This window comes from Streptomyces sp. NPDC012827, from assembly GCF_042900905.1.
Taxonomy (GTDB): domain Bacteria; phylum Actinomycetota; class Actinomycetes; order Streptomycetales; family Streptomycetaceae; genus Streptomyces; species Streptomyces gulbargensis.
Genome location: NZ_JBIBBY010000013.1, coordinates 55,164 through 76,469, shown reverse-complemented (window position 1 = coordinate 76,469; position 21,306 = coordinate 55,164). Strand labels below are relative to the sequence as shown.

The 21,306-nt window shown below is 73.5% G+C and carries 22 protein-coding genes; 7 read left to right on the top strand and 15 right to left on the bottom strand.

The window, feature by feature from the left end; all coding sequences use genetic code 11:
* Positions 1-47 precede the first annotated feature (47 nt).
* The 3 genes from ACFY60_RS26505 to ACFY60_RS26495 form a co-directional block, all read right to left on the bottom strand.
* Positions 48-917, bottom strand: a complete 870-nt coding sequence (locus tag ACFY60_RS26505; RefSeq protein WP_388613685.1) for an alpha/beta fold hydrolase — start codon at positions 915-917, stop codon at positions 48-50.
* Positions 918-1,037: 120 nt separating this feature from the next.
* A complete protein-coding gene (locus ACFY60_RS26500; protein WP_388613682.1) occupies positions 1,038-2,558 on the bottom strand; it encodes a glycoside hydrolase family 6 protein in 1,521 nt (506 codons plus the stop codon).
* A 204-nt stretch (positions 2,559-2,762) separates the two neighbouring features.
* The gene (locus ACFY60_RS26495; RefSeq protein WP_388613679.1) at positions 2,763-4,166 is read right to left on the bottom strand and encodes a CARDB domain-containing protein; all 1,404 of its coding nucleotides are present in this window, start codon (positions 4,164-4,166) and stop codon (positions 2,763-2,765) included.
* A 493-nt stretch (positions 4,167-4,659) separates the two neighbouring features.
* On the opposite strand from ACFY60_RS26495, the gene ACFY60_RS26490 reads away from it, so the two are divergent.
* Positions 4,660-5,349, top strand: a complete 690-nt coding sequence (locus ACFY60_RS26490) for an esterase/lipase family protein (protein WP_388613676.1) — start codon at positions 4,660-4,662, stop codon at positions 5,347-5,349.
* A 442-nt stretch (positions 5,350-5,791) separates the two neighbouring features.
* Here ACFY60_RS26490 and ACFY60_RS26485 read toward each other — a convergent pair whose 3' ends face one another.
* Positions 5,792-6,079 carry an ArsR/SmtB family transcription factor gene (locus tag ACFY60_RS26485; RefSeq protein WP_388613673.1) on the bottom strand — a complete coding sequence of 96 codons (288 nt, stop codon included), beginning with the start codon at positions 6,077-6,079 and terminating at the stop codon, positions 5,792-5,794.
* Positions 6,080-6,165: 86 nt separating this feature from the next.
* On the opposite strand from ACFY60_RS26485, the gene ACFY60_RS26480 reads away from it, so the two are divergent.
* Positions 6,166-6,555: a VOC family protein gene (locus ACFY60_RS26480; protein WP_388613670.1), complete on the top strand. Its 390-nt coding sequence runs from the start codon at positions 6,166-6,168 to the stop codon at positions 6,553-6,555.
* Positions 6,556-6,793: 238 nt separating this feature from the next.
* Here the strand turns inward: ACFY60_RS26480 and ACFY60_RS26475 are convergent, their stop codons facing one another.
* The 5 genes from ACFY60_RS26475 to ACFY60_RS26455 all read right to left on the bottom strand — a co-directional run bounded on the left by ACFY60_RS26475 (position 6,794) and on the right by ACFY60_RS26455 (position 9,663).
* Entirely contained in the window at positions 6,794-7,078 is a 285-nt protein-coding gene (locus tag ACFY60_RS26475; protein WP_388613668.1) for a hypothetical protein, read from the bottom strand.
* 230 nt (positions 7,079-7,308) lie between these two features.
* Positions 7,309-8,028 (bottom strand): DUF4232 domain-containing protein, encoded by a 720-nt coding sequence (locus tag ACFY60_RS26470; RefSeq protein ID WP_388613666.1) that lies wholly within the window; start codon positions 8,026-8,028, stop codon positions 7,309-7,311.
* 459 nt (positions 8,029-8,487) lie between these two features.
* Positions 8,488-8,856, bottom strand: coding sequence for a hypothetical protein (locus ACFY60_RS26465; RefSeq protein ID WP_388613663.1), 369 nt, complete (start codon positions 8,854-8,856; stop codon positions 8,488-8,490).
* The gene (locus ACFY60_RS26460; RefSeq protein ID WP_388613660.1) at positions 8,853-9,263 is read right to left on the bottom strand and encodes a DUF1622 domain-containing protein; all 411 of its coding nucleotides are present in this window, start codon (positions 9,261-9,263) and stop codon (positions 8,853-8,855) included. The genes ACFY60_RS26465 and ACFY60_RS26460 overlap by 4 nt, the downstream gene beginning before the upstream one ends.
* A 139-nt stretch (positions 9,264-9,402) precedes the next feature.
* The gene (locus ACFY60_RS26455; RefSeq protein ID WP_388613657.1) at positions 9,403-9,663 is read right to left on the bottom strand and encodes a hypothetical protein; all 261 of its coding nucleotides are present in this window, start codon (positions 9,661-9,663) and stop codon (positions 9,403-9,405) included.
* A 109-nt stretch (positions 9,664-9,772) separates the two neighbouring features.
* Between ACFY60_RS26455 and ACFY60_RS26450 the strand changes: the two genes are divergently transcribed.
* On the top strand, positions 9,773-10,387 hold the full coding sequence (locus ACFY60_RS26450) for a TetR/AcrR family transcriptional regulator (RefSeq protein WP_388613654.1): 615 nt from the start codon (positions 9,773-9,775) through the stop codon (positions 10,385-10,387).
* 72 nt (positions 10,388-10,459) lie between these two features.
* Here ACFY60_RS26450 and ACFY60_RS26445 read toward each other — a convergent pair whose 3' ends face one another.
* Positions 10,460-10,942, bottom strand: coding sequence for a diadenosine tetraphosphate hydrolase (locus ACFY60_RS26445; protein WP_388613652.1), 483 nt, complete (start codon positions 10,940-10,942; stop codon positions 10,460-10,462).
* A gap of 243 nt (positions 10,943-11,185) precedes the next feature.
* Here ACFY60_RS26445 and ACFY60_RS26440 point away from each other — a divergent pair, with 243 nt between their 5' ends.
* Entirely contained in the window at positions 11,186-11,623 is a 438-nt protein-coding gene (locus tag ACFY60_RS26440) for a hydrolase (RefSeq protein ID WP_388613649.1), read from the top strand.
* A 314-nt stretch (positions 11,624-11,937) separates the two neighbouring features.
* Complete coding sequence (locus ACFY60_RS26435) at positions 11,938-12,354, top strand: CBS domain-containing protein (RefSeq protein ID WP_345282792.1); 417 nt, start codon at positions 11,938-11,940, stop codon at positions 12,352-12,354.
* A gap of 475 nt (positions 12,355-12,829) precedes the next feature.
* Here the strand turns inward: ACFY60_RS26435 and ACFY60_RS26430 are convergent, their stop codons facing one another.
* Positions 12,830-13,297, bottom strand: a complete 468-nt coding sequence (locus tag ACFY60_RS26430; RefSeq protein ID WP_388613646.1) for a DUF3618 domain-containing protein — start codon at positions 13,295-13,297, stop codon at positions 12,830-12,832.
* Complete coding sequence (locus ACFY60_RS26425; protein ID WP_388614146.1) at positions 13,294-13,725, bottom strand: phage holin family protein; 432 nt, start codon at positions 13,723-13,725, stop codon at positions 13,294-13,296. The genes ACFY60_RS26430 and ACFY60_RS26425 overlap by 4 nt, the downstream gene beginning before the upstream one ends.
* A gap of 247 nt (positions 13,726-13,972) precedes the next feature.
* Here ACFY60_RS26425 and ACFY60_RS26420 point away from each other — a divergent pair, with 247 nt between their 5' ends.
* Complete coding sequence (locus ACFY60_RS26420) at positions 13,973-15,268, top strand: S8 family serine peptidase (RefSeq protein WP_388613643.1); 1,296 nt, start codon at positions 13,973-13,975, stop codon at positions 15,266-15,268.
* A gap of 159 nt (positions 15,269-15,427) precedes the next feature.
* Here ACFY60_RS26420 and ACFY60_RS26415 read toward each other — a convergent pair whose 3' ends face one another.
* From ACFY60_RS26415 to ACFY60_RS26405, 3 genes are all read right to left on the bottom strand, one after another.
* Positions 15,428-15,859, bottom strand: a complete 432-nt coding sequence (locus tag ACFY60_RS26415; RefSeq protein ID WP_388613641.1) for a DUF2690 domain-containing protein — start codon at positions 15,857-15,859, stop codon at positions 15,428-15,430.
* 94 nt (positions 15,860-15,953) lie between these two features.
* Positions 15,954-18,833 (bottom strand): BTAD domain-containing putative transcriptional regulator, encoded by a 2,880-nt coding sequence (locus tag ACFY60_RS26410; RefSeq protein WP_388613638.1) that lies wholly within the window; start codon positions 18,831-18,833, stop codon positions 15,954-15,956.
* 182 nt (positions 18,834-19,015) lie between these two features.
* Complete coding sequence (locus ACFY60_RS26405) at positions 19,016-19,759, bottom strand: 3-keto-5-aminohexanoate cleavage protein (protein ID WP_388613635.1); 744 nt, start codon at positions 19,757-19,759, stop codon at positions 19,016-19,018.
* Positions 19,760-19,970: 211 nt separating this feature from the next.
* Between ACFY60_RS26405 and ACFY60_RS26400 the strand changes: the two genes are divergently transcribed.
* Complete coding sequence (locus tag ACFY60_RS26400; protein ID WP_388613632.1) at positions 19,971-21,275, top strand: SGNH/GDSL hydrolase family protein; 1,305 nt, start codon at positions 19,971-19,973, stop codon at positions 21,273-21,275.
* Positions 21,276-21,306: the final 31 nt, after the last annotated feature.

Sequence of the window (21,306 nt, the reverse complement as noted above, 5' to 3'; positions counted from 1 at the left end):
ACGGGCCTGCGTCCGCGGCCGGGCCCGAGCGGACCCGCGGACCGGACCTACGTCTTCCGCCAGAACGCGAGCAGGGCCCGGGCGAGCTGGTCCGGCGCCTCCTCGGCCATGTGATGGCCCGAATCGACGGCCCCGCCCTCGAGCCGGCCCTCCACCCACGGCCGCCATACGGCCGGCACGTCACCGTAGAGGTCGGTCATGTCGTCGCGGGTGGCCCACAGCACCTGCACCGGGCAGCCGATGCGCCGCCCGCGTTCGCGGTCGGCGTCGTCGTGCTCCCGGTCCACCCCGAGACCCGCACGGTAGTCCTCGCACATCGCGTGGACCGTCGCCGGGTCGTGGATCGCCCGCCGGTAGTCCTCGTACGCCTCCGCGCCCATCTCCTCGGCGCTGCCCTTGTACCAGGCGTCCGGATCGGCGTTGATCACGCGCTCGGCGGGCTTGGCGGTCTGCCCGAGGAAGAACCAGTGCCACCAGCGGGCGGCGAACACCGCGTCGCAGCGCCGCAGGGCCTCCCCGACGGGCACGGCGTCCAGCACGCTGAGGGCGACGACGGCCCGCGGGTGGTCCAGGGCGAGACGGGTGGCCACGTAGGCGCCCCGGTCGTGCCCGACGACGGCGAACCGCTCGTGCCCGAGACGCCGCATGACCGCCAGGCAGTCCGCGGCCATGGCGCGCTTGGAGTACGGCCGGTGCCGCTCGTCCGTCGGAGGCTTCTCCGACTCGCCGTAGCCCCGCAGATCGGGGCAGACCACGGTGTGACCGGCCGCCACGAGCAGCGGGGCGACCCGGTGCCAGGTGACGTGGGTGCGCGGATGCCCGTGGAGGAGCAGCACCGGCGGCCCCGTACCGCCGTGCCGTACCCGCAGGCGGGCGCCGTCCCCCTCGCAGTGCGTCAGCTCGAAGCCGTCGAACACCTGCCCTCCTCCGTCGGCGGACCTTCCCGCCCGCCTACCCGGGGACGGTACGCCGACACGTCCCCGGGCAGGGCCGGTGCCCCGTGCGCGGCGGCACGGTACGGCCCGGGAGCCGCCGCCTCAGCCGCCCTCGACGAGCCGCAGGGCGAACTCCGGGGAGAAGGAACCGGCCGCGTACTGCGGACCGTCCGCCGGGCAGCGCGCGTCGTCCGCGTGCCGGCCGTCGGAGTCGCCCGGGTTCTTGATCCACAGGTAGTAGGCGGCGCCGCCCTCACCCACCTGGGAGGCCGGTCCCAGCCGGCGCAGCGGCGGGTTGCAGAACCCGACGAGACCGCTGCTCTCGTCCCCGGGCACGGTGTAGGCGCCGTTCCCGTTGCGGGAGGTGTCCACGACCCAGGTCGTGTCGGTGCCCAGCCGCTCCTTGACGCGCGCGGCGAGGCGGCGGCCGTAGTCGTTCGACACGTCCGTGGAGTGGTAGTGGGACACGTTCACCGCCACCCCGTCGGCCAGGAAGATCCCGGAGCGCCCCAGCATGTCGGCCATGTCGCTCAGGCCGATGCCGCCGTCCGCCGGGTCGTCGGCCCGCCCCGTGCCCAGCGTCCACGTCGCGTTGCCCGCGTCGAGGTACGTCCGGACGTGCGGGCCCTGCGCGTCGAGGTGCTGGTTGGCGTACCACAGCATGTCGAAGCGGGCCTCCCGCCGTTCCGCCGTGAGGCAGTTCTGCTCCACATCGGCCTGCGCCACCGCGTCCGGCTCCAGGACGACGATCGCCGGCCGCCGGGCGATGCCCGCGATGAAGCGGTCCATCCACTCCTTGTAGGCGCGGGCGTCCTCCGCGCCGCCGCCGGAGGCCCCGCCGCAGTCCCGCCCGGGAATGTTGTACGCGACCAGGGTGGGCAGCTGTCCGGCGGCCGCCGCCGCGCCGACGTACCGGTCGACGTCCGCCCGCACGTCGGTGTTCCAGCCGCCGAACCACTTCACCGTCGTCCGGTCCGCGATCCGCGTCCGGATGGTGCCGGCGCGCTGGTCGGCGGGGTGGGCGTCCACCCAGGCGCGCGCGGTCGAGTGGGGGTCGGTGAAGAAGCCCTCGCGGGCTGTCGACGTCGTCAGGGAGACGTTGTCGACGGTGATGTCGGTACGGACCGGCTGACCGCCGACCTGGAAGTCGATGTGACCGTCGTCCGAGGCGAGCGAGGAGGTGAACGTCCAGCTGAACCGCTGCGGGGCCGTGGTCAGATCGAGGGTGTTCCCCAGGGTCTCCGGATACGGGGAGACGCCCAGCTGGACCGTCGACCTGATCCGCGCGGGCGTGGACGCGCGGGCCTCGAAGGAGAGCGTGTAGCGCGCCCCCCGGCGCAGGGTGATGCCGCTCTGGCCCACGACCGTACGGTAGGACTGCCCGATCTGGTCCCCCGGGGCCGGTTCGACCGTGGCCCGCAGCGCGCCGCCGACGGAGCCCACCGACGCGCCGGGACCGGCCCACCAGTGCTCGCTGCTCGCGGTGAACGTGCCGTTCCGCGCCAGTTCGCCGTACACGGCCGGCTCCGGGGCCGCCTGTGCCGCCGGGCCGGGCAGGGCGAGCAGGGCGAGGGCGCACGCCGAGGCGGCAAGGGCCCTGAGGGGTGTCGAGAGGTGTCTCATACTCGGCTTTCTGCTGCGGATGCGAAGGTGTCCGTGGCGCGCGGCCGTACCGCAAGACCCCCTGGACAAGGGGACCTTACGGCACGGCGCGACTCCCCTCCCGTGTCGCGCGGTCCCGGTGGCACCGAGGTCACCGGGGCGGTGTCCCGGACGGCCGGGAGGGCCACGCCGGTCCCGGCCGTCCGCGCGCGTCACGGTTCCCGCTCACGCCCCGGATGCGCAGGGGCCGCAGCAGGGGGGCGCCGACCGGACGCAGACGGTGACGCTGTCGCTGTTGTCGTGAGGGTCGGGGTCGGTGTCCTCGCCGGTGACGGTGGCGGTGTTGGTGAAGGATCCGGCCCTGGTCGCCTTGGCCCGCAGAACGAGGGTCGCGGAGCCGCCCTCGGCCAGCCCGCCCAGGGTCCAGCGTCCGCCGGCCGGGTCGTACGTGCCGGGGGAGCCGGTGGCCGAGAGGAACACGAGGCCCTCCGGGAGCCGGTCGGTGACCGTGACCCCGGTGGCCCCGTTCGGGCCGGCGTTGCGGACGGTGACGCGGTAGGTGACGGTCTGACCGACGGTCACGGTGGTGGCGTCGGCCGCCTTCGTCACCGTCAGATCGGCCGCAGGCCGCACCTCGGTGACCGCCTCGCCGGACGTCGCCGTCAGCGGCTCCGGGGTGTCGCCGAGCCGGTTCTCGTAGGTGGCGGTGGCGGTGTTGCGGAGCTGCTTGCCGCCGCTGGCCCGGTCGATGGTGACCCGGTACTCCACCGTCGTACCGCCCGGCAGGACACCGGTGTTGGGGAGGCTGCCGGGCTGGGAGCCGGTCGCACCGTCCCCGAGGTGGAAGACGACCTGGTCGGCCGCGGCGTCGTAGGAAGCCTGGTCGTCCCCCTTCCGGTCGGTCTTCGGCCCGGCGTTCGGTCCGTCCACGATGCGCAGGGAACCGGGAACGTAGGTCGTGCCCTCCGGGACGCGGTCGGTCAGCACCAGGGCCTCGGCCGCGCCGCCGCCCTCGTTCCTGGCCGTGATGCGGTACGTGACGACGTCACCGACCTCCAGCGGCCCCGCGGGGATCGCCGTCTTGGTGAGTTCCACGTGGGGAGCGGTGCCGAAGAAGACGCCGTCCAGGAAGTTGCCGACGCTGCGGTTGCCGCCGGCCGCGGACACGGAGCGGAAGGCGAACCGGGTCACCGTCTGACCGTCGGGGACGGTGTAGGTGCCGGTGTAGTAACCCCAGGAGGTGTTGCCGTCGGTGAAGGTGCGCTGTTCGGCCGCGGAGCCCGGCACGCCGATGTCCAGCGCCATGGTGTCCTGCCCCTGACGGCCGCGGTGGTACAGCCGCCAGTACAGCTTGGTGCCGGGCGTGGTCGGCAGGTCCTGGTAGAGCGTGGAGACCTCGTTGGCGTTCAGCTCGGCGAACTGCGCCCCCTCGGCCGACGGCACGCCGTGGGTTCCGTTGCTCCACAGCTCGATCATGTGGTCGGAGGCGGTGGTGAGCCAGCCCGGGACCTTCTTGGCCGCCTGGGTCTGCGAGGCGTCCGGCAGGAACTCGACGCCGTTGACGGCGGGCTGCTCGAAGCTCCCGTTCACCAGGGCGACCCGGCGCGGGGCGGAGGGAGGTGTGCTCATGGCGTGCTCCTCGATTCGACGGTGCGGTGACATGCCGCCGCGTCCGCCCGGCGGAGGGCCGTGCGTGCCGGGGGCGGGTGCGGGTGCGGCAGAGGCGCCGTGCCCACCGGTGGCTTCCGGGCGGAACGGGGGCGGCCGCGGCGGCGTGGAGGTCGTGCCGGTACCGGTGGTGGAGCGCGAAGGCCCGTACCGGTGCGGAAGTCGGCCTCCTCGTCCCAGAGTTCTCCGGGGCGCCGCACCGGCAAGCTCCCCTGTCAGGGGCACGCCAATAGTCGTACCGGATGGGCCGCGTCCCCGGCGGGAGGGGGAGGCCCCGGCGCGCGGGACGAGCGCGCGGGCCCGCCGGGCGCGGGCGTGAGCGCCTCCGCATGTGTCCGCCCGGAGCGCGCGCCCTGCGGGCCGTCACGTTTCTGCGGTGAAACACCGCGTCCGGCCGGGTGAGTCCGCGCGTCGGGACCTGCCGCTCCCGGGTCCGGGACGCTACAAACCGATCGTGATCAGGAACCTTTCCCGGAGCATGCCCACGCTCCTCCTCGCCCTCGTCCCCCTCGTCCTCCCCGTCGCCCCCGCGTCCGCGGCGGACCACGGGAACAAGGCCCTCGCCCCCGACCCCGTCGTCTTCGTCCACGGCTGGAACTCCGACGGTTCGACCTGGCGGACCATGGCCGGACGCTTCCGCTCGGACGGCTGGCCGGCCGGGCACCTCGACCAGTGGACGTACGACGCCACGCAGTCCAACGTCACGACCGCCGAGCGGCTCGCCGACGAGATCGACCGCGTCCTGGCCGCCACCGGCGCCTCCAAGGTCGACGTCGTCACCCACTCGATGGGCGGCCTCTCCTCCCGCCACTACCTCAAGAAGCTCGGCGGCACCGCCAAGGTCGACGCCTGGGTCTCCCTGGCCGGCCCCAACCACGGAACCGAGACCGCGCGCTGGTGCGGCGGCGCCCCCTGCGTCGAGATGCGACCGGGATCCGTCTTCCTCAACGCCCTCAACGCCGGTGACGAGACCCCTGGTTCGCCCCGCTACGCCACCTGGCGCTCACCCTGCGACATGATCATCAGCCCCAAGGACAGCGTCGCCGTCACCGGCGCGGTCAACCACACCACCGCCTGCCTCGGCCACAGCGACGTGCTCAGCGACCAGGCGGTCTACGAAGCGGTCAAGCAGCACCTCCGCTAGACCGCACGCGTCACCACCGCCGCCGCGCGCACCCCGGCGAGCAGCCTCACGCGCGCGGCGGCCGCCGCTCCGCACCCGCCCAGGACCCGCGTCGCCCGGCGCACCGGGCGTTCCTCCCGGCTGCGGAGTCACCCGAGGAGATGCGGTCGTTCGACGCGGCGCGGCCCGCCCCGCCCGGCCCGCGCCCGGAGGCATTGCGCACCGCCGCCCTCGCGGCCGGCCACGGGCGGGGTCCCGCCGCCGAAGGGCCGGGCGAGACCTTGCCACGGCCTCTCTCCAGCCCGCCGCTCACGGCATGGCGCACCCGCGTCGCCGGCCCACCGGGGCCGCGCCCCCCGCCTCGTACCGCATCCACGGCCGCACGGGGGAACACCACCGGGTCGCGGGTCTTCCGGGCAGGGGCGGGCCGCGGTTCCCGCAGGGCGTCAGCCCGTTCCGGTGCTCACCCGCGTCCCGTCAGTACGGCGGCGAGCAGCCCGGGGAACCGGGCGTCGAGTTCGGCGCGGCGCAGAGCCATCCAACGAGCCTTGCCCACCCGCCGGGTTCGGGTGAGGCCGGCTTCACGCAGGATCCGCCAATGGTTCGAGAGCGTCGACCGGGGCACGTCCACACCGTCCGGGCTGCACGCGCTCTCACCGTCCTCGGCCATCCGGCGGACCAGCGCCAACCGGACCGGATCGCCCAGCGCGTGGAGCACCACCGCCAGGTCGAGATCTGCGTCGTCGGCCAACTCTCCTGTCTCCTCTCCGCGTCCCTGTGTCACCTCGTAGTATGCGGATCGATTCGATAATTCGGCAAAATCGAAATGAGTTGGGGATGTCCGTGCCCGTGCTGACCGTTCTCGCCCGCGTCTACGTCGACGATCTGGACGCGGCACTGCCCACCTTCGTCGAGCTCACCGGAGAGCAGCCACGGCTCCGGTTCACCTACCGCGACCTGGACCTCGCGAGCGTCGGCGGATACCTGCTGCTCGCGGGTTCGGACGAGGCCCTCGCCCCCTATCGCGGGACCCACGCCACGACAGTCGTCGAGTCCCTCGACCAGGTCCTGCGGCTCACCGCGGAACACGGCGGAAAGATCGTCGACGGGCCGAACGAGGTCCCCACCGGCCGCAACATGACCGTGCGGCACCCTGGCGGCGCGACCATCGAGTACGTGCAGTTCCACGCGGCCGCGCGGTCGGCCCTTCACCGACCGGAACAGTGAGCGGCTGAGGCGTCCGGGACACCCCGTGGAGCGCGGGGCCGAGCAGGCAGGACAGCGGCGTCCGGCCCTGCGGCGGCACCCGCACGGCAAGCGGGCCGGGCAGCGCGTGCAGCCCTGCCACCCGGTCCGCCGGGCCACGCCGACGCCGGCCGCCGCGCGCCGGTCCCGTTCGGGGACGAGCTGCGCGGCGGCCGGCCGACGGTCTTCTTGTTCCGTGTCGTCCTGGTGCCGGCGTCCGTCAGGCGGCGACGGACAGGGGCTGCGGGGTGGTCTCCGCCGGTTCGGCCACGGTGAGGAGCAGCCCATGGGCCTCGCACAGGTGCCGCACCCGGGCCAGCACGCTCAGCGTCGCCGGAGTGTGCGCCGTGGCGGGCGGGGTCAGCAGGACGGACCGGACGTGCGGCCGGTACGTGAGCAGAAGGCGCTCGACCTGGGCCGCGGCCGCCGCGCGCGTGCTGATGTCCAGCTCGTGCGGAAGGGTGAGTCCCAGTACGGTTCCGAGCTGCTGATGGCTGATGATCATGGGCGTGGCGCCCTCCGTTCCGGCCCGGGGCCCGTCCCCGCGCAAACGCTCGTCATGGCACCGCTCGCGGGGCGGCCGTTTCCTCGATGCAGAGCACCGTCTGCCCCGAAAAACGCGAACCTCACCTGCCGGACGGGCTCAATTTTTGTCGCTTCCCGCCCGTCATGCCGTGACTTCCCCCGCATCCCCTCGCCGGACGAGCACACCGGCGCCCGCAGGGCGGGGCGAGCTCAGCCCGACAACGGAACGGCGTCGGCGGCGGAGGTGTGCCAGTTGGTGACCACCGGCTTGTCGACGACGAACGAGCCGACCCGCAGAGACACCGGATGGGGGTCGCTGTCGGAGACCGAGACGATCAGGCTGTCCAGCTCCTTGCCGCCTTCGCCGGCGGTCGTCTTCGGGTTCACGCCGGCGTACGCCGCCACCCCGTCCCGCAGCGTGATCGCCCGGCCCACGGACTGCTCCGCGGGCTTGGCGGCCGTTCCGTCCGAACCGAACGCCACGACCGGCAGCGCGGCTCGCAGGACACAGGTGATGCCGGGCTTGGCCTTGGCCTTGACCAGGAAGTACCCACCGGCCTGGGACTCCGTGCTCACGCTCCACGCGATGTCGTTGGTGCCGCAGACCTGCCCGTAACCGCTCTTGTCTCCGACGCTGCCGGTTTCCGTGCCGGCGCGGGTGGGCTCGGCCTGCGTACCGGGTGACTTCGACGGTCGGCTCTCCGACGTCCTGACGCCGGAAGAGGCCGTGGAGCCGGGACCACCGCGTGCCCCGTCCGCCTCCGCGCCCGCGTCGCCGCCGCCGCTGCTGACCGTCGGGCTGGGCCGCCCGGACGACGGCGAGGAGGGCCCAGCGGCGGACGACCGCTCACCGCTTTCGCACGCTGTCGCCAGAAGCCCGACGCCGAGCGCGGCGGTGACGGTGAGCGCGGTACGCAGACGGCGGTTCATGACAGTGTCCCTTCCACGGCACGGATGCGCGGCTGCCACGTACGGGGCCGCCGCGTCGACGCTCCACAAGACGGCCGCTCCCGCCCGCCGGTTCGCGCCGTCTCACTGCCAGGACACCGCCGTCACGCGCCTGTGACACAGCTCCGGCCGACCGTGCGCCAGGTCCTCACGCGTCATGCGCAACGCGCGCCCCAGGGCCGTGGCATCCCGATCGCCCGCGCCCGAAGCCGCCGCTCGGCCGCCTCCGGGGCCGTCCGGCCCCGGCGACGACTTCACTCCGACGGAAGGGGGCTGACGGACCGGGCCCGGTGCTTCAGTCGGCCCGACGGCGCAGCCGCCGTCCGACGAGGTAGCAGCTCGTAGCAGCGGCACCGGTGGCCAGGGCAAGGCCGATGCCGATGGCGAGGTCGCCGGGGTCGGAGGTTCCGCCGATTCCGGCTCGGGTGCCTCGCGTGGGCATCACGGGGCCGGCCGGTTGCTGGGCGGGGGCACTCGGGCCGATCGACGGCGTGTCGACAGCGGGAGGGACCGCCGGTTGCACACCACTGGTGCGCCGGGGCAGCCCGCCGGACCGGTGCCCGTTCCGTGCCGTCCCGACGCGCGGAGGGAGGCGCCGAGGAGTTTGCGCAGCGCGATCACCGCCGCTGCCAGGGTGATGCTGTCCCAGGACGGTTCGCCGGCCAGGCGGAGCAGACCGGCGGCGGTCAGGAAGTCCAGCAGGACGGCCAGTCCGCCTCGTACGGTGCGCGTGAGGCGCCAGGCCGCGGCCGCGGCGACGAGGCCGAGCGCGGTGACCAGCACGGCCGCCGCCTCCAGCCACGCGTTCACGTCGGGAGGCCCTTGGCGGGGGGGGAGGACGCGGTCCCGTCCCGTTCGAGCTCGGCCCGTTCCTGGGCGATCTCCCGGCCGAGGAAGTAGTTCAGCGCGGTCCGGATCGCCGCGACGGCTGCCAGCTGGCCGATCTCGGCGAAGCTCGGGGCGACCGCCGTGCGCAGCACGTCGCCGGCGAGCTGGAACTCCAGGCCCAGGACGAGGAAGCGCCCCAGGCTCAGCCTGATCCGATTGAACCCCGCCACCTTGCCGCGCCCGCGCACACCGGCCGCGACGAACTGCGCGAACGCCCAAACGGCGCCGACGAAGATGATGAGCGCGCCCGCGGACTCGATCAGCCTGACCAGCAGGCCGATCACCTCGCGCAGGGTCGACTCGGGCAGGATCTCCACCGACAGGATCATGCCGGTGCTGGTACCCCCGGGCGCAGTCGGCGACCCGTTTTCTCCCCGCCCGTACCACGGGGGAGTGAGCCCGGAGGGCGACGAGGCGGCCACGCCGGCCGGTACCCGGGCCCGCACCGGATCGGCCGGGAGGGAGATGTCACGGCCGGCGCTCGAACCGCTTCCTGGCGTGGTGACGGCGTGCCGCGACGCCGAGCAGGACGACACCGGCGAGCCCGACCAGGAGAGTCGTCCACACCGGCATGTCGGCCGCGCGCATGAGGCCCGCGATCCCGAAGCTCGTGTCCCACCCGGCTTCCGTGACGGCCGAGCCGAACCCCTGGACGACGAGGAGGGCACCGAACAGCCAGAGCAGCCCCTGCCCTGAGCCGCCGCGCGGCTTCTTGAGTTGCTTCGTCATGAGGAGATGTCCTTTCCCGTATTCACGCATCGTTTCGATGCGGTCGCATCACATCGTGCCGCCGAGAAGGATATGATGCAAGTGCATCAGAACAGTGGGAGGAGCGGGCGTGCCCAAACAGGTCGACTACGAGGACCGACGCCGACGGATCGCCGAGGCGGTCTGCACCCTGATCGCGCGCTCGGGCATGGAGGCCGCGAGCCTCCGCGACGTCGCCGCCGAGGCCGGCGTGTCCATGGGCGCCGTCCAACGGTGCTTCCGCACCAAGGAGGACATGCTGCTCTTCGCCCTGGAGCACATCTCCCAGCGGGTCCGCGCACGCGCCGACGAGCGCATCGCCGCCACCTCCACCCCTCAGGCGGCGTCGACCCTGCTCACCCACACCCTGACCGAACTCGCCCTGCTGGACGAGGTGTCGAGGGACCAGGCCCACGTCTGGCTGGCCTTCGTCGCCCACGCCCCCGCCGGCGAGCGACTGGCCGCCGTCCTGCACGACACCTATGCCGAACTGCACGCCCTCGTCACGTGGCTCGTACGCTACGGCCAGGAGTCCGGAGAGTTCGCCCGGAGCCTCGACCCCGACACCGAAGCGCACAGCCTCCTGGCCCTCGCCGACGGCCTCACCGTCCACGTCCTGGCCGGCCACCACGCACCGGCGGCGGCGCGTCGCATCCTCCGGCGCCACGTCGACCACCTCGTGGAAGGCGCCTCCGACCACGGCTGACGACACCGGCGTCCGGCATTCGGCGGCGGATCCCTGCCTCGAGGGACCGCCGTCCGGCGTCGCCTGGGCGTCTCAGCGGTCCGCCGTGCGCAGCCGGTCCAGCTCCTCCCCGATCGCCGTGCGCAGGGGGTCGTGCCGCGGACCGAGCGCGTACTGTCCGTCGGTCCACCTGTCACGGGGATACAGCCAGACCGGCTTCCGCACCGACTCGGCCGGCTCCCACCCGAACCGGGGCCAGACGTGCGCGTGCAGGAAACCGTCCGTGTTCCCCAGGATCTCGAGGTTCACCCGCCGGAAGGACGCATCCCTCCGACGGCATGCCCGCTCGACCGCCTCCCCGAGCCGGTCCATGTCGGAGAGGAAGGCCAGCCGCTTGTCCTTGGACAGGTCCGACAGTCTTTCCACGGCGGGATCATCCACCAGGAGCACCGAGTACCCCGGGAGGAACTGCACGTCGCCGATCACGGCGAATCCCGCGCTCAAACGTCGCAGGACCGTGGGGTTTTCGCCTCGCAGGGCGCTTCCGATCCGATCCGTACGCCAGTCGTCGACCACGGTGCGAGAATCTACCGGCCACGCCCGCCGTCCCGCCGAGGCCCGGACCAGGAGCCTCTGCCCGGTGAGCACCGTGCCGGGGGAGTGCGGGGCGCCACCGGCGGCCGGGGGCAATCGGCGGAGGCGTGCAGGGGCCAAGCCTCAACCATCTTGCGCGCACCGGGGCGGCGTCGGGGCCCGCGCCACGATCCTCTTCCAGGAGGCACTTCACCGCCTCGCCTGCCCACCGGTCATCATGGCCGCATGGAACCGATCCTCGCCCGGCTGCCCGCCGGCTTCCGGACCGTGCGGTACGACGGATCCCGATTCCCGGGGTCGGCCGCGGTGGCTCGCCGACCAGGCCTCGCCCATGGCGCCAACTGCCAACTCTTCGCCTACGAGGTGCTCCGGCATTACGGAATGGTTCCGCCGCCTCTCCGTTCCAGCGACCTGTGGGCGGACACCGGCAGCACTGTCCGCGTCTCGGTTCCCGCCCCGCTCGACCTGTTGCTCTTCAGCACGTCCGACGACGCGTACGGTGCGCACGTCGGCGTGTGGGCGGACGACGACAAGGTGCTGCACCTCTGCTCCGAGGTCGGCACACCCGCCGTGTGGAGCATGGCCGACTTCGCGGCCCGTGAGCGCTACCGCGTCCTGGTCGGCATCAAGCGGGTGACCGTAGGGGCGGCGACTGCCCGCTGACGCCCGCCACCTGTGGCAGGAGCGCGGCGGCCCCCGTGCAGCCAGTCCCCGCACCGAGCCGCTGCCCCACCCACCGCAGGGACGGCCGCGCCGTCGGATCATCCGTCAGGAGGACCGGACCCGCGGGAGTCGCGGAAGGGCTCGCGCCCCCTGCCACGTCACCCCGCGCCGGGCCCGTACTGCACGGGGGTGAGGACGGCGCGAAGACGTTACAAGACCGTCGTACCGGGCACGCGTGAACCCTGGCGCCCCTCGTGCGCACGAGGGGCGCCGGAAGACACGGAACCAACGGCAACAGACGGGAAGACAGCGAGATGACGACCGCCCGCGAGATCATGACCGAGGGTGCCGAGTGCATCGGCGCCGAGGAGACGGTCCTCGAAGCCGCGAAGAAGATGACCCAGCTCGGCGTCGGTGCGCTGCCGATCTGCGGCACCGACGACAAGCTGAAGGGCATGCTCACCGACCGTGACATCGTCGTGAAGGTGCTGGGTGCGGGCAAGGACCCGGCGCAGGTCAAGGCCGGTGAGCTCGCCCAGGGGGAGGCGGTGACCATCGGCGCGGACGACGACGCCGACGAGATCCTCCGGACGATGACCTCGCACAAGGTGCGCCGGCTCCCGGTGATCGACGGCCACCGGCTCGTCGGCATGGTCGCCCAGGCCGATGTCGCCCGCGCCCTGCCGGAGCCCAAGGTCGGCGACCTCCTCGAAGCACTGTCCACGGACTGAGCCGAAGGGGCCGCTCGGCTCACCGCACGGGGAAGGGCCCGCTCCGGAGTTCCGGAGCGGGCCCTTCCTTGTCTCGGGCCGGCCGATCGCAACTGCTTGGACCCTGCTGCCGCGCCGTCGGGCTCGCCCCAGATCTGCTCCCTCGCGGTACTGAAAATCGGCGTCCGTCCCGTCATGAAGCGACCGTGCTCGGCGTTCCCGTTCCAGGACGGACGGCAGAGTCGTCCGGTCGGCGGAGAGGTGCCTCACCCGACGGGATCGGCGGACGGTCGGCCACGCAAGGGAGCCCACCCCGGGGTGACCGGGGCGGGCTCCCTTCCGTGCAGACTCAAACAGCGCGCGAGCCTGCTCCGCGCGCGGGCGACCCGGGGGCCGAGGGGTCAGCCCTGCTCGCCGCGGGATGCGACCGTGACCGCAGGCCGCGCACCGCGTGACGGTCCGGGCTGCCCTGCGGAGCGGGAAGGACTGACGTCCCTCACCTCTTACGGCGGCACGCCAGCCACACCAGGCCGGCGACCCCGGCCGCCGCCAGCAGCAGGGTGCGGTTGCTCCGTGCCATCTCGGTCCCCTGGGCCACCTTCTCCCGCACCGGCTCGGGTGTCTTCTCCTGGATCAGGTGAGTGGCCTGGCCCGCCTTGGCCCGGGCCTGCTCGGCGGCCGAGGCGGCCTTCTCCAGTACCGGATCGGGGATCTTGTCCTGCACCTGGGCCGCGGTCTCGGCGACCTTGGCCTTGAACTCACCGGCCTTGTCGGCGGCCTGCTGCCTGACCTCGGCGGCCTGCTGCTTGACCTCGGCCGCCTTCTCCTGGGCGCGGGCCTTGACGTCGGCCTTGGCCGCCAGCGCCTCGACCGTCTCGCCGAGCTCCTGACGGGTCCCCTCGACCTGCTCGCGCAGTTCGTCCGGGCTGGGCGTGGTCCGCTTGTCGTGGGGCGGCTTGCTCATCGCTGTGCACTCTCCTTGATCTCGGCCACATCGGCCTTCACGCTTTCGACGGTCTGCTCCGGCCGGGGAGGTGCTGCCCGGTCGACCTGCTTCTTGCCGCTCAGGGCCATCACCGCGGCGATCACGCCGAGCACCGCCGTGACGATCAACGCCGCGGCCCATACCGGGAGCACGACCGCGAGCCCGGCGATGGCGGTGGCGACCAGCGCCTGCAGCATCAGGAAGCCGACCACCCCGGCGCCGCCGAAGAGTCCACCGCCCTTGCCGTAGCGCTTGCCCTTCTCCTTCATCTCCGCCTGCGCCAGCCTCAGCTCGCCGCGCACCAGCTCCGTGAGCTGATGCGAGGCCCGCTGCACCAGCTCACTCACCGGTTCGTCGGCACCGTGAGGGCTGCTGCGGCCGGGGCCGATCGGGGGCGGCTGCTGCATGGTCGACAAGATGATCACCTCCCGCTCCGTACTGCTCACTGCTCCGTGACGACGGGTCGTGCAGGGACCCCTCGCCTGACCGCGAGTACCCCGAACCGAGCAGATCAGACAGCCGCCCGCCGGGTTCTTCGTTCGAGGGACGTGCCCGCGGCCCACCCGCACCTGCCTGCCGCACCGGATGCGCGTGCCGGAGTACCCGTCACGGTCGACGGCGTCGAGCGCAACCCGTCATGATCCAATCGGGTGCATGGCATCCATCCTGAAACCCCGCCGCGGAACGAGAGGGCGACGGCCGACCGTCGTCGCCCGGCGTCACGGCGTGTGCGGGCGCGCCCTGGCCGCCGCGCTGACAGCGGCGATCGGACTGGTCGGTCAGGCTTCGCCGGCGCACGCGGACGGAGTCCGGGACCGGCAGTGGTACCTCGACCGCATGCACGTCGACAAGATCTGGAAGAGAACGACGGGGGAAGGGGTCAGGATCGCCGTCATCGACTCCGGCGTGAACCCCTCGACGCCCTCCCTCCGGGGCCAGGTACTGCCCGGTCGGGACGCGTCCATCCCCGAAGGCGGCGGGCCCGACACCAGCGACCGAAGCGGCCAGGGAACGACGACCGCCGAGCTGATCGCGGGGACGGGGAAGGGCGGCGGCCTCCAGGGCCTCGCCCCCGGGGCCAAGATCATCCCCATTCGCGTGCCGATGCTGAGGCACGACGAACTGCCGAGCATCTACGACCACCTCGACCAGGCCATCAGGATGGCCCTGGAACGTGAAGCGGAGATCATCACCATCTCCATCGGCAGTGAGTACGTCATCGGCGCCGGCATGACCGGGCAGCGCTACGCCCTGCGGGACGCCCTCGCCAAGGACGTGCTCGTCTTCGCGGGCAGCGGTGACAACGCCAAGAAGGGCAACAAGCCGCTCGCTCCGGCGCGCTTCCACGAGGTCGTCAGCGTCGCGTCGACCACCCCGGACGGTGTGGTCGCCGACTTCTCCCAGCACGGTGACGACGTGAACATCGCCGCACCGGGGGCGGACATCCCCCGCTGGTGCGACGCCTCCTTCCGGCGCTACTGCCCCGGTGGCGGCGCCTACGCCGCCAGCGCCCTCGCCGCGGCCTCCGCCGCCCTCATCCGCTCCCTGCACCCGGACTGGACCGCGTCCCAGGTCTTGCGCGTCATGTACGACTCGGCGGGCCGCGGCGACGACTGGGAGCCCGGCACGGTCAGCACCTACCTGGGTCACGGCGTGATCCGCCCCGGCGCGCACATCAACCGGGGTCTGGGCGACCCGGGGCCACCGGACCGCGGCGAGATGCCGAAGTTCATACGTCCCGTCGACCACGGGCGGGCCGCCTCGCCCACGACGCCGGCCCGGACGCCGAAGGTCGCCCCGCCGCCCGGCCCGAAGCCGGAGCCGGCCCCCACCGCAGCGAGCGACACACGTTCGAACGCGCCGATGTTCGCCGGAGCCGGCGCTGCCGCCGTCCTGGTCATCGCCGGCGTGGGGCTGTGGGGAATGAGCCGTCGGCGCCGCTCGGGTTGACGCCGCCCGTACAAACAGAACCACTGCCCCGGTCGGAGCGGGGTGAGCTTCGGGGGGACGCAGGGCCTGTTCCGCCGAGAGAGACGGACACTCCCGGCGGACACGAGCCGTCCCGCTCGCCCCTGTCCACCGGGAGTCCAGGCCGTCAGCAGGGGCCTGCTACCACCAGCCGGTGCACCGGACGTTGCCGGTGGAGTCGTTCTTGGCGCAGGCGCGCATCAGATTGCCCCCGTTGTAGCGGGCGTCGGTGTACGTGTCGGACCCGGTCTGGACGGTCGTCACGTTCAGCGGGCCCTCCCAGGTCCTGCCACCGTCGTACGAGCGGTCCACCCACACCTTGTCACCGGGGTCGGCGTTGGTGATACGGCCCCACGAACAGCGGATGGAGGGGCTGTACCGCAGTTCGATCCTGATGGTGTCGACGGTCGTGGACTTCGCGGTGTAGGCGTCGCTCTTGTGGTAGCAGGTGCCGGCTGCCGCCTGCACGGTCGCTTCGGCCTGGGCGGTGCCGGCCGCCGCGAAGGCGGAGAACAGGGTGGCGGCCGCCAGGACGGTGGCCTTGGCGCCGGTGTTGCCGCGCAGAAGCTTCATCGTTCCTCCGTTGGTCGTACGTCCGTGCCCCGGCGGTCTGCTTCCGCCGGGGAGGGGTGCGTGAAATGCCGGCCTTCCTGGTGGGAAGGTGCCGTCATCCTGACCGGCCGGTCTTCGGTGAACCTTGCGCGTTTCTGGAATCCACCGAGCGGAGCCGCTCGCGCGCCTCCTCCGCCTCCGGGTGGTCCAGCTCGTCGAGGATCTCCACGGCCTCGCCGTACGCCGTCCGCGCCGCGGGCAGGTCCCCGACGGCCTGGTGACCGTCCCCGAGTCCCGTCAGCGACGCCGCCGTGTTGTAGCGGTCCCCCAGCGCGCGGAAGAGACGCAGCGCCTCGCCGTAACAGCCGATCGCCTCCCGGTGCCGGCCGAGGCCCAGTTGGGCGTGGGCGAGACTGTCCCAGCTGTGCGCCTGCCCGACAGCGTTGCCGACCCGCTCGAACAGGCGCAGGGCCCGCCCGCAGGCGGAGAGCGCCTGGCGGTGTCGGCCGAGCAGGGCCTGGCACCAGCCGATCACGTTGAGCGCGCTGGCCTGACCGGGGAGGAATCCGGCCCGGGTGTAGCAGCGCAGGGTGCGGACGGCGTGGTGGCGGGCGGTCTCGGGCTGATCCTGCCGCAGGGCGAGCCAGGCCAGCGTGCGGTGGGTGTGGGCCTGACCGCGCGTATCGCCGAGGCCCGTGTACGCGGTGAGGGCGGCCATGAGGTGGTCGTGGGCCTCGTCGTGCCGCCCGGCCCAGGCGCAGGCCAGCCCGAGGCCGTGGGTGGCGTGGGCGCGCCCGGCCGCGTCCGTGGCGCGGGCCGCGGCGGCGAGGGCGGTGCGCTGGACCCCCACCCATTCCGTCCAGGCGCCCGCGCGCTGGAGGTGCGGGGCGAGGGCCCACGCGAGCCGCCAGGTGTGTCCGGGCGGGCCGTGGTCGCCGGCTGCGGCCACGGCCGAGACCAGGACGGCGCGTTCGGCGGTGAACCACGCCTGGGCGTCTTCGGGACCGGTGAACGCGCACGGGCGGGCGCCGGCGGCGGGGGCCTCCACGGGAACGGGATCGCGGTGCTCGTCCAGCAGCAGATCGGCGGCGAGCGCCGAGTGCAGGTAGTGGTCGAACAACCGGCGACGGGCCGCGCGTCGGGCCGGCACCGGTTCGTCGGCGTCCAGCAGGTCGGCCGCGTAGTCGCGGACCAGGTCGTGCAACTGGAAGCGGCCGGCCGGGCGGCGCTGCACCAGGTGGGCGTCGACGAGCTCGGCCAGCAGGGCGTCGGTCCGGTCGGTGGGCAGGTCCACCGACGCGGCGGCGGCCGCGGCGGTGGTGTCGGGACCCGGGTGATCGGCCAGCAGCCGGAAGAGGCGGGCGGCGGGGGCGGTCAGCGCGCGGTAGGACCACGAGAACACCGACGCCAGATCGGTGTCCCGGCCGTCGCCCGTGGACAGCGCCGTCAGCCTGCGGCGCGCGTCCGACAGTTCCGCCACCAGCGCGCCCAGCGGCAGACCGGCGCTGGTGGTGGTGCGGGCGGCGGCGATGCCGAGCGCGAGCGGCAGGCGGCCGCAGTGCTCGGCGAGTTCGGCCAGGGCCCGTGGCTCGGCGAGGGCGCGGTCCGGCCCGAGACGGGCGGTGAGCAGCTCCCCGGCCGCCTGGGGGCTGAGGACGTCCAGCGCGAGAGGGCGCGCCTCGTGGTGGACGACGAGGCCCGTGAGCCGACGCCGGCTGGTGACCAGCACCGGACAGCCCGGGGTGCCCGGAAGGAGCGGGCGCACCTGGTCGGTGTCGCGGGCGTTGTCCAGGACGAGGAGCAGGCGTCTGCCGTCGACGAGGGTACGGAAGAGGGCGGAGCGGGCCGTGGGATCGGCCGGGATGGAGCCGGGGCGCGCCCCGAGGGCCTCCAGGAAACGGTGGACGGCTTCGGTGGGAGGCAGGGGCGAGGCGTCCGGGGAGAAGCCGCGCAGATCGATGTGGAGCTGCCCGTCGGGGAAGCTGTCCTTGACCCGATGGGCCCAGTGGAGGGCCAGGGTGGTCTTGCCGACGCCTGCCGGACCGCTGAGAGTGGCGAGCGGTGCGGTGCCGGGTGCTGCGGGAGCGGCGTGCCACTGGTCCAGGAAGGCGAGTTCGGCGGTACGTCCGACCAGGTGCGGGACGGTGGGCGGCAGTTGGCGTGGCACCCGCCTCGGCGGCCGGCCGGGGGAGAGGCCGTCCACGGGTCCGCTCACGGCCGGGTGCGGGCCGCCGCCGTCCGCGCCGCCGCGCCCGGCTCCGTCCGCCTCCGCGGAGGACGCCAGCAGACGCTGGTGCAAGGCGCGCAGGGGTTCGCCGGGAGCGATGCCCAGCTCCTTCGCCAGGGCGCGGTGGATGCGGCGGTACTGTGCCAGTGCCTCGGCGGGCCGGCCGGAGTGGTGCAGGGCGCGCATCAGCTGGCCGGCGAGCCGTTCGTCCAAGGGGTGTTCCTCGACGCGGGCGCTCAGCTCGGCCGTCAGAGCGGTGTGCCGGCCGCAGCGCAGGGCGCAGTCGTTGCGGTCCAGCTCGGCCGCCAGCCGCTCCTGGCACAGGGCGTCGCGCAGTCGGTGGAACCAGGGGCCGTCGACGCTGCCGAAAGGCTCTCCGTGCCACAGGCCGAGGGCCTGCTCGTACAGGCTCAAGGCCTGTTCGTCGTCGATGGCGTCCCGGGCGCGGGACACCAGGGCGCGGAAGCGGTGGAGGTCGATCGTCCCGGGCCGGGCCCGGAGCAGGTAGCCGTCGCTGCGCCGCTCCATGTCCGTCTCCGGCAGGGGGTCCAGTGCACGGCGGAGCCGGGAGAGATAGCTGTAGAGGGCGTCCTTGGCGCGTCGGGGCGGGTGGTCCGCCCAGACGCGGTCGATCAGCTGGTCCGCCGTCACGGGGCGTCCGGCGTCGACGAGCAGGGCGGCCAGGACGCAGCGTTGCCGCGTGTGGCCCACGTCGACCGCCCGGCCGTCCCTCAGAACCTCGATGCCGCCGAGTAACCGAAAGAACACCGCTGTCATGATTCCCCCTTCGTGCTCGGCACGACCTCAGCATTCGTCTGCCCTGAGGGGCAAGCGGCCCGGGCGGCCATGGCCGGAACGGAGCCGGCCGGAGGCCGGGGCGTCGTACCGCGAGCGGTTCCCGCGTACTTCCGGCCGCGTGACGGGGGTCGGTCCGGCCCGGCGCCGAGGCGTCAGAGAGCGCGTGTCCGCCGGGCGAGGCGTGCGACGGCGTGGCGCACCAGGGCGGCGTTGTCCTCCGCCGTGTGGCCGTTCGGGTCGGTGAGCGTGTCCTCCAGTCCGATGCGGGTGTCCAGGCGGAGGGCGAGGGCGTGGTCCAGAACGGGCCAGGCGCACGCGTCCTCGCCGTGCAGGAGAACGGGGACGGCGAGCCGCGCCTCCGCCAGGCGGTGCAGTACGGCATCGGCCTCGGCGAGCGCCTGTTCCGTGGGAAGCTCGATCATCTCCACCAGAATGCGGCGACAGGTGGCGGCCGCAGGGCTGTCGAGCAGCCGTACGGCGTCGGCGAGCGACCACACGCCCGCCTCGACGCCGACGCCGAGCGTGCCCAGCACGCCGGCCAGGCGGTCGAAGCCCGGCTCCCCGAGATTGAGCGACACGACGTCGGGGCGGTGTTCCGCGACGGCCCATGCCGCGACGGCGCGCTCGCGTGCGGCGGCGTCCCCGTCGTACATCCACAGACCGGTCGACACGCTCACCTCCAGGCCGGGGCAGGCCCGGCGCACCGCCCCCACGGCGGTCGACACGACCGCCCGGTCGAGGCTCTCCCGGCCCCACTCGTCACGGGGGTGCAGGTGGACGGAGGAAGCCCCGGCGGCGCGGGCCAGCCGGGCGTCCGCCGCCAACTGCCCCGGCGTGAGGGGCACCCGGGGGTGTTCCTGTGCCGTACGCCGACCGTTCAGACACGCTTGGATCATGCTCCGATCGTGCCACGACCGGCCGCCGCGCCGTTCCGGGTCCCCTCGTTGCCGCACCGGACTCCCACCGGGCCGGGGAGGAGTACGGAGACGGCGGCGGCGCGCCCTTCCGACCCGTGGGCAGGTGACGTCTCCAACTCTCCGAGGAATAAGCGGATTCGGCATCCGCTTATGAGTGATCGTCAACGACACGACACACACGGGGACCGACATGCGAACCACGAACACCCTGCGGCGCGCCGGCATCGCGCTGCTCGCCGCGACCACCCTCACCACCCTGCCCCTCACGGCGACCGCGACCGCGACGGCCGCCGTGCCCGCCGGGACTTCCGCCGCCCCGGCCGGCACCGCGCACGACGCCGGCCCCTGGCGCGGCGCCTGGGCGGCCTCGCCGCAGGCGCCGAGCGCGCCGTTCGGCCCGAACTGGTCGCAGCGGGGCTTCTCCAACCACACCGTCCGCCAGGTCGTCCGGGTCACGGCCGGGGGCACCGCCGCGCGGATCGAGCTCTCCAACCGCTACGGCACCACCCCGCTGCGCGTCACCGGGGCGACGGTGGCCCGCACCGCCGGGGGCGGCGCCGTCCGGCCCGGCACCGTGCGCCACCTGACGTTCGATCACGGCCGCTCCGTCACCGTGCCGGTGGGCGGCACCGTACTCAGTGACGGCGTGCCGCTGCGGCTCAAGGCCCTGGAATCGGTCACCGTCACCCTCCACCTGGCGGGTGACACCGGCCCGGCAACCTTCCACCACGCCGCCGGCGCCACCAGCTACCGCGCGACCGGCGACCACCGCGCCGACGTGTCGGGCGCCGCGTTCCGGGAGACCAGCTCCTCCTGGTACTACCTCACCGGCGTCGAGGTTCTCGGCGGCAAGGCGCCCCGCCGGGACGCGATCGTCACCTTCGGCGACTCCATCACCGACGGCGTCGGCGCCACCCAGGACGCCGACAACCGCTACCCCGACGAGCTGGCCGAACGCCTCGCCGCCACCGGCGCCCCGCGCGCCGTCCTCAACCACGGCATCAGCGGCAACCAGGTCGTCAACGACACGACCTGGGCCGGAGAGAAGGGCATCGAGCGGTTCAAGAAGGACGTCCTGACCGAGCGGGGCGTACGCACGGTGATCGTCCTCGAAGGCATCAACGACATCGGCGGCAGCGGCCCCGACTTCCCCGGCGGCCCCACCCCGGAGGTGTCCGTCGAGCGGTTGATCGACGGTCACCGTGAGCTGATCCGCCAGGCACGTGCCCAGGGCCTCAGGGTGGTGGGCGCGACCCTCACACCCATCAAGGGCTCGCCCTACGGCACCCCGGAGAACGAGGCCAAGCGCGACGCGTTCAACCGATGGATCCGCACCTCCGGAGCGTACGACGCCGTGGTCGACTTCGACCGCGCCGTCGCCGACCCCGCGGACCCGGACCGGATGCTGCCCGCGTACGACTCCGGCGACCATCTCCACCCCGGCGACGCCGGCTACCGCGCGATGGCCGAGGCCCTCGACCTCGACGAGCTGTAGCGGGACGGCCGCCGGCCGGGACCCGGGCCGC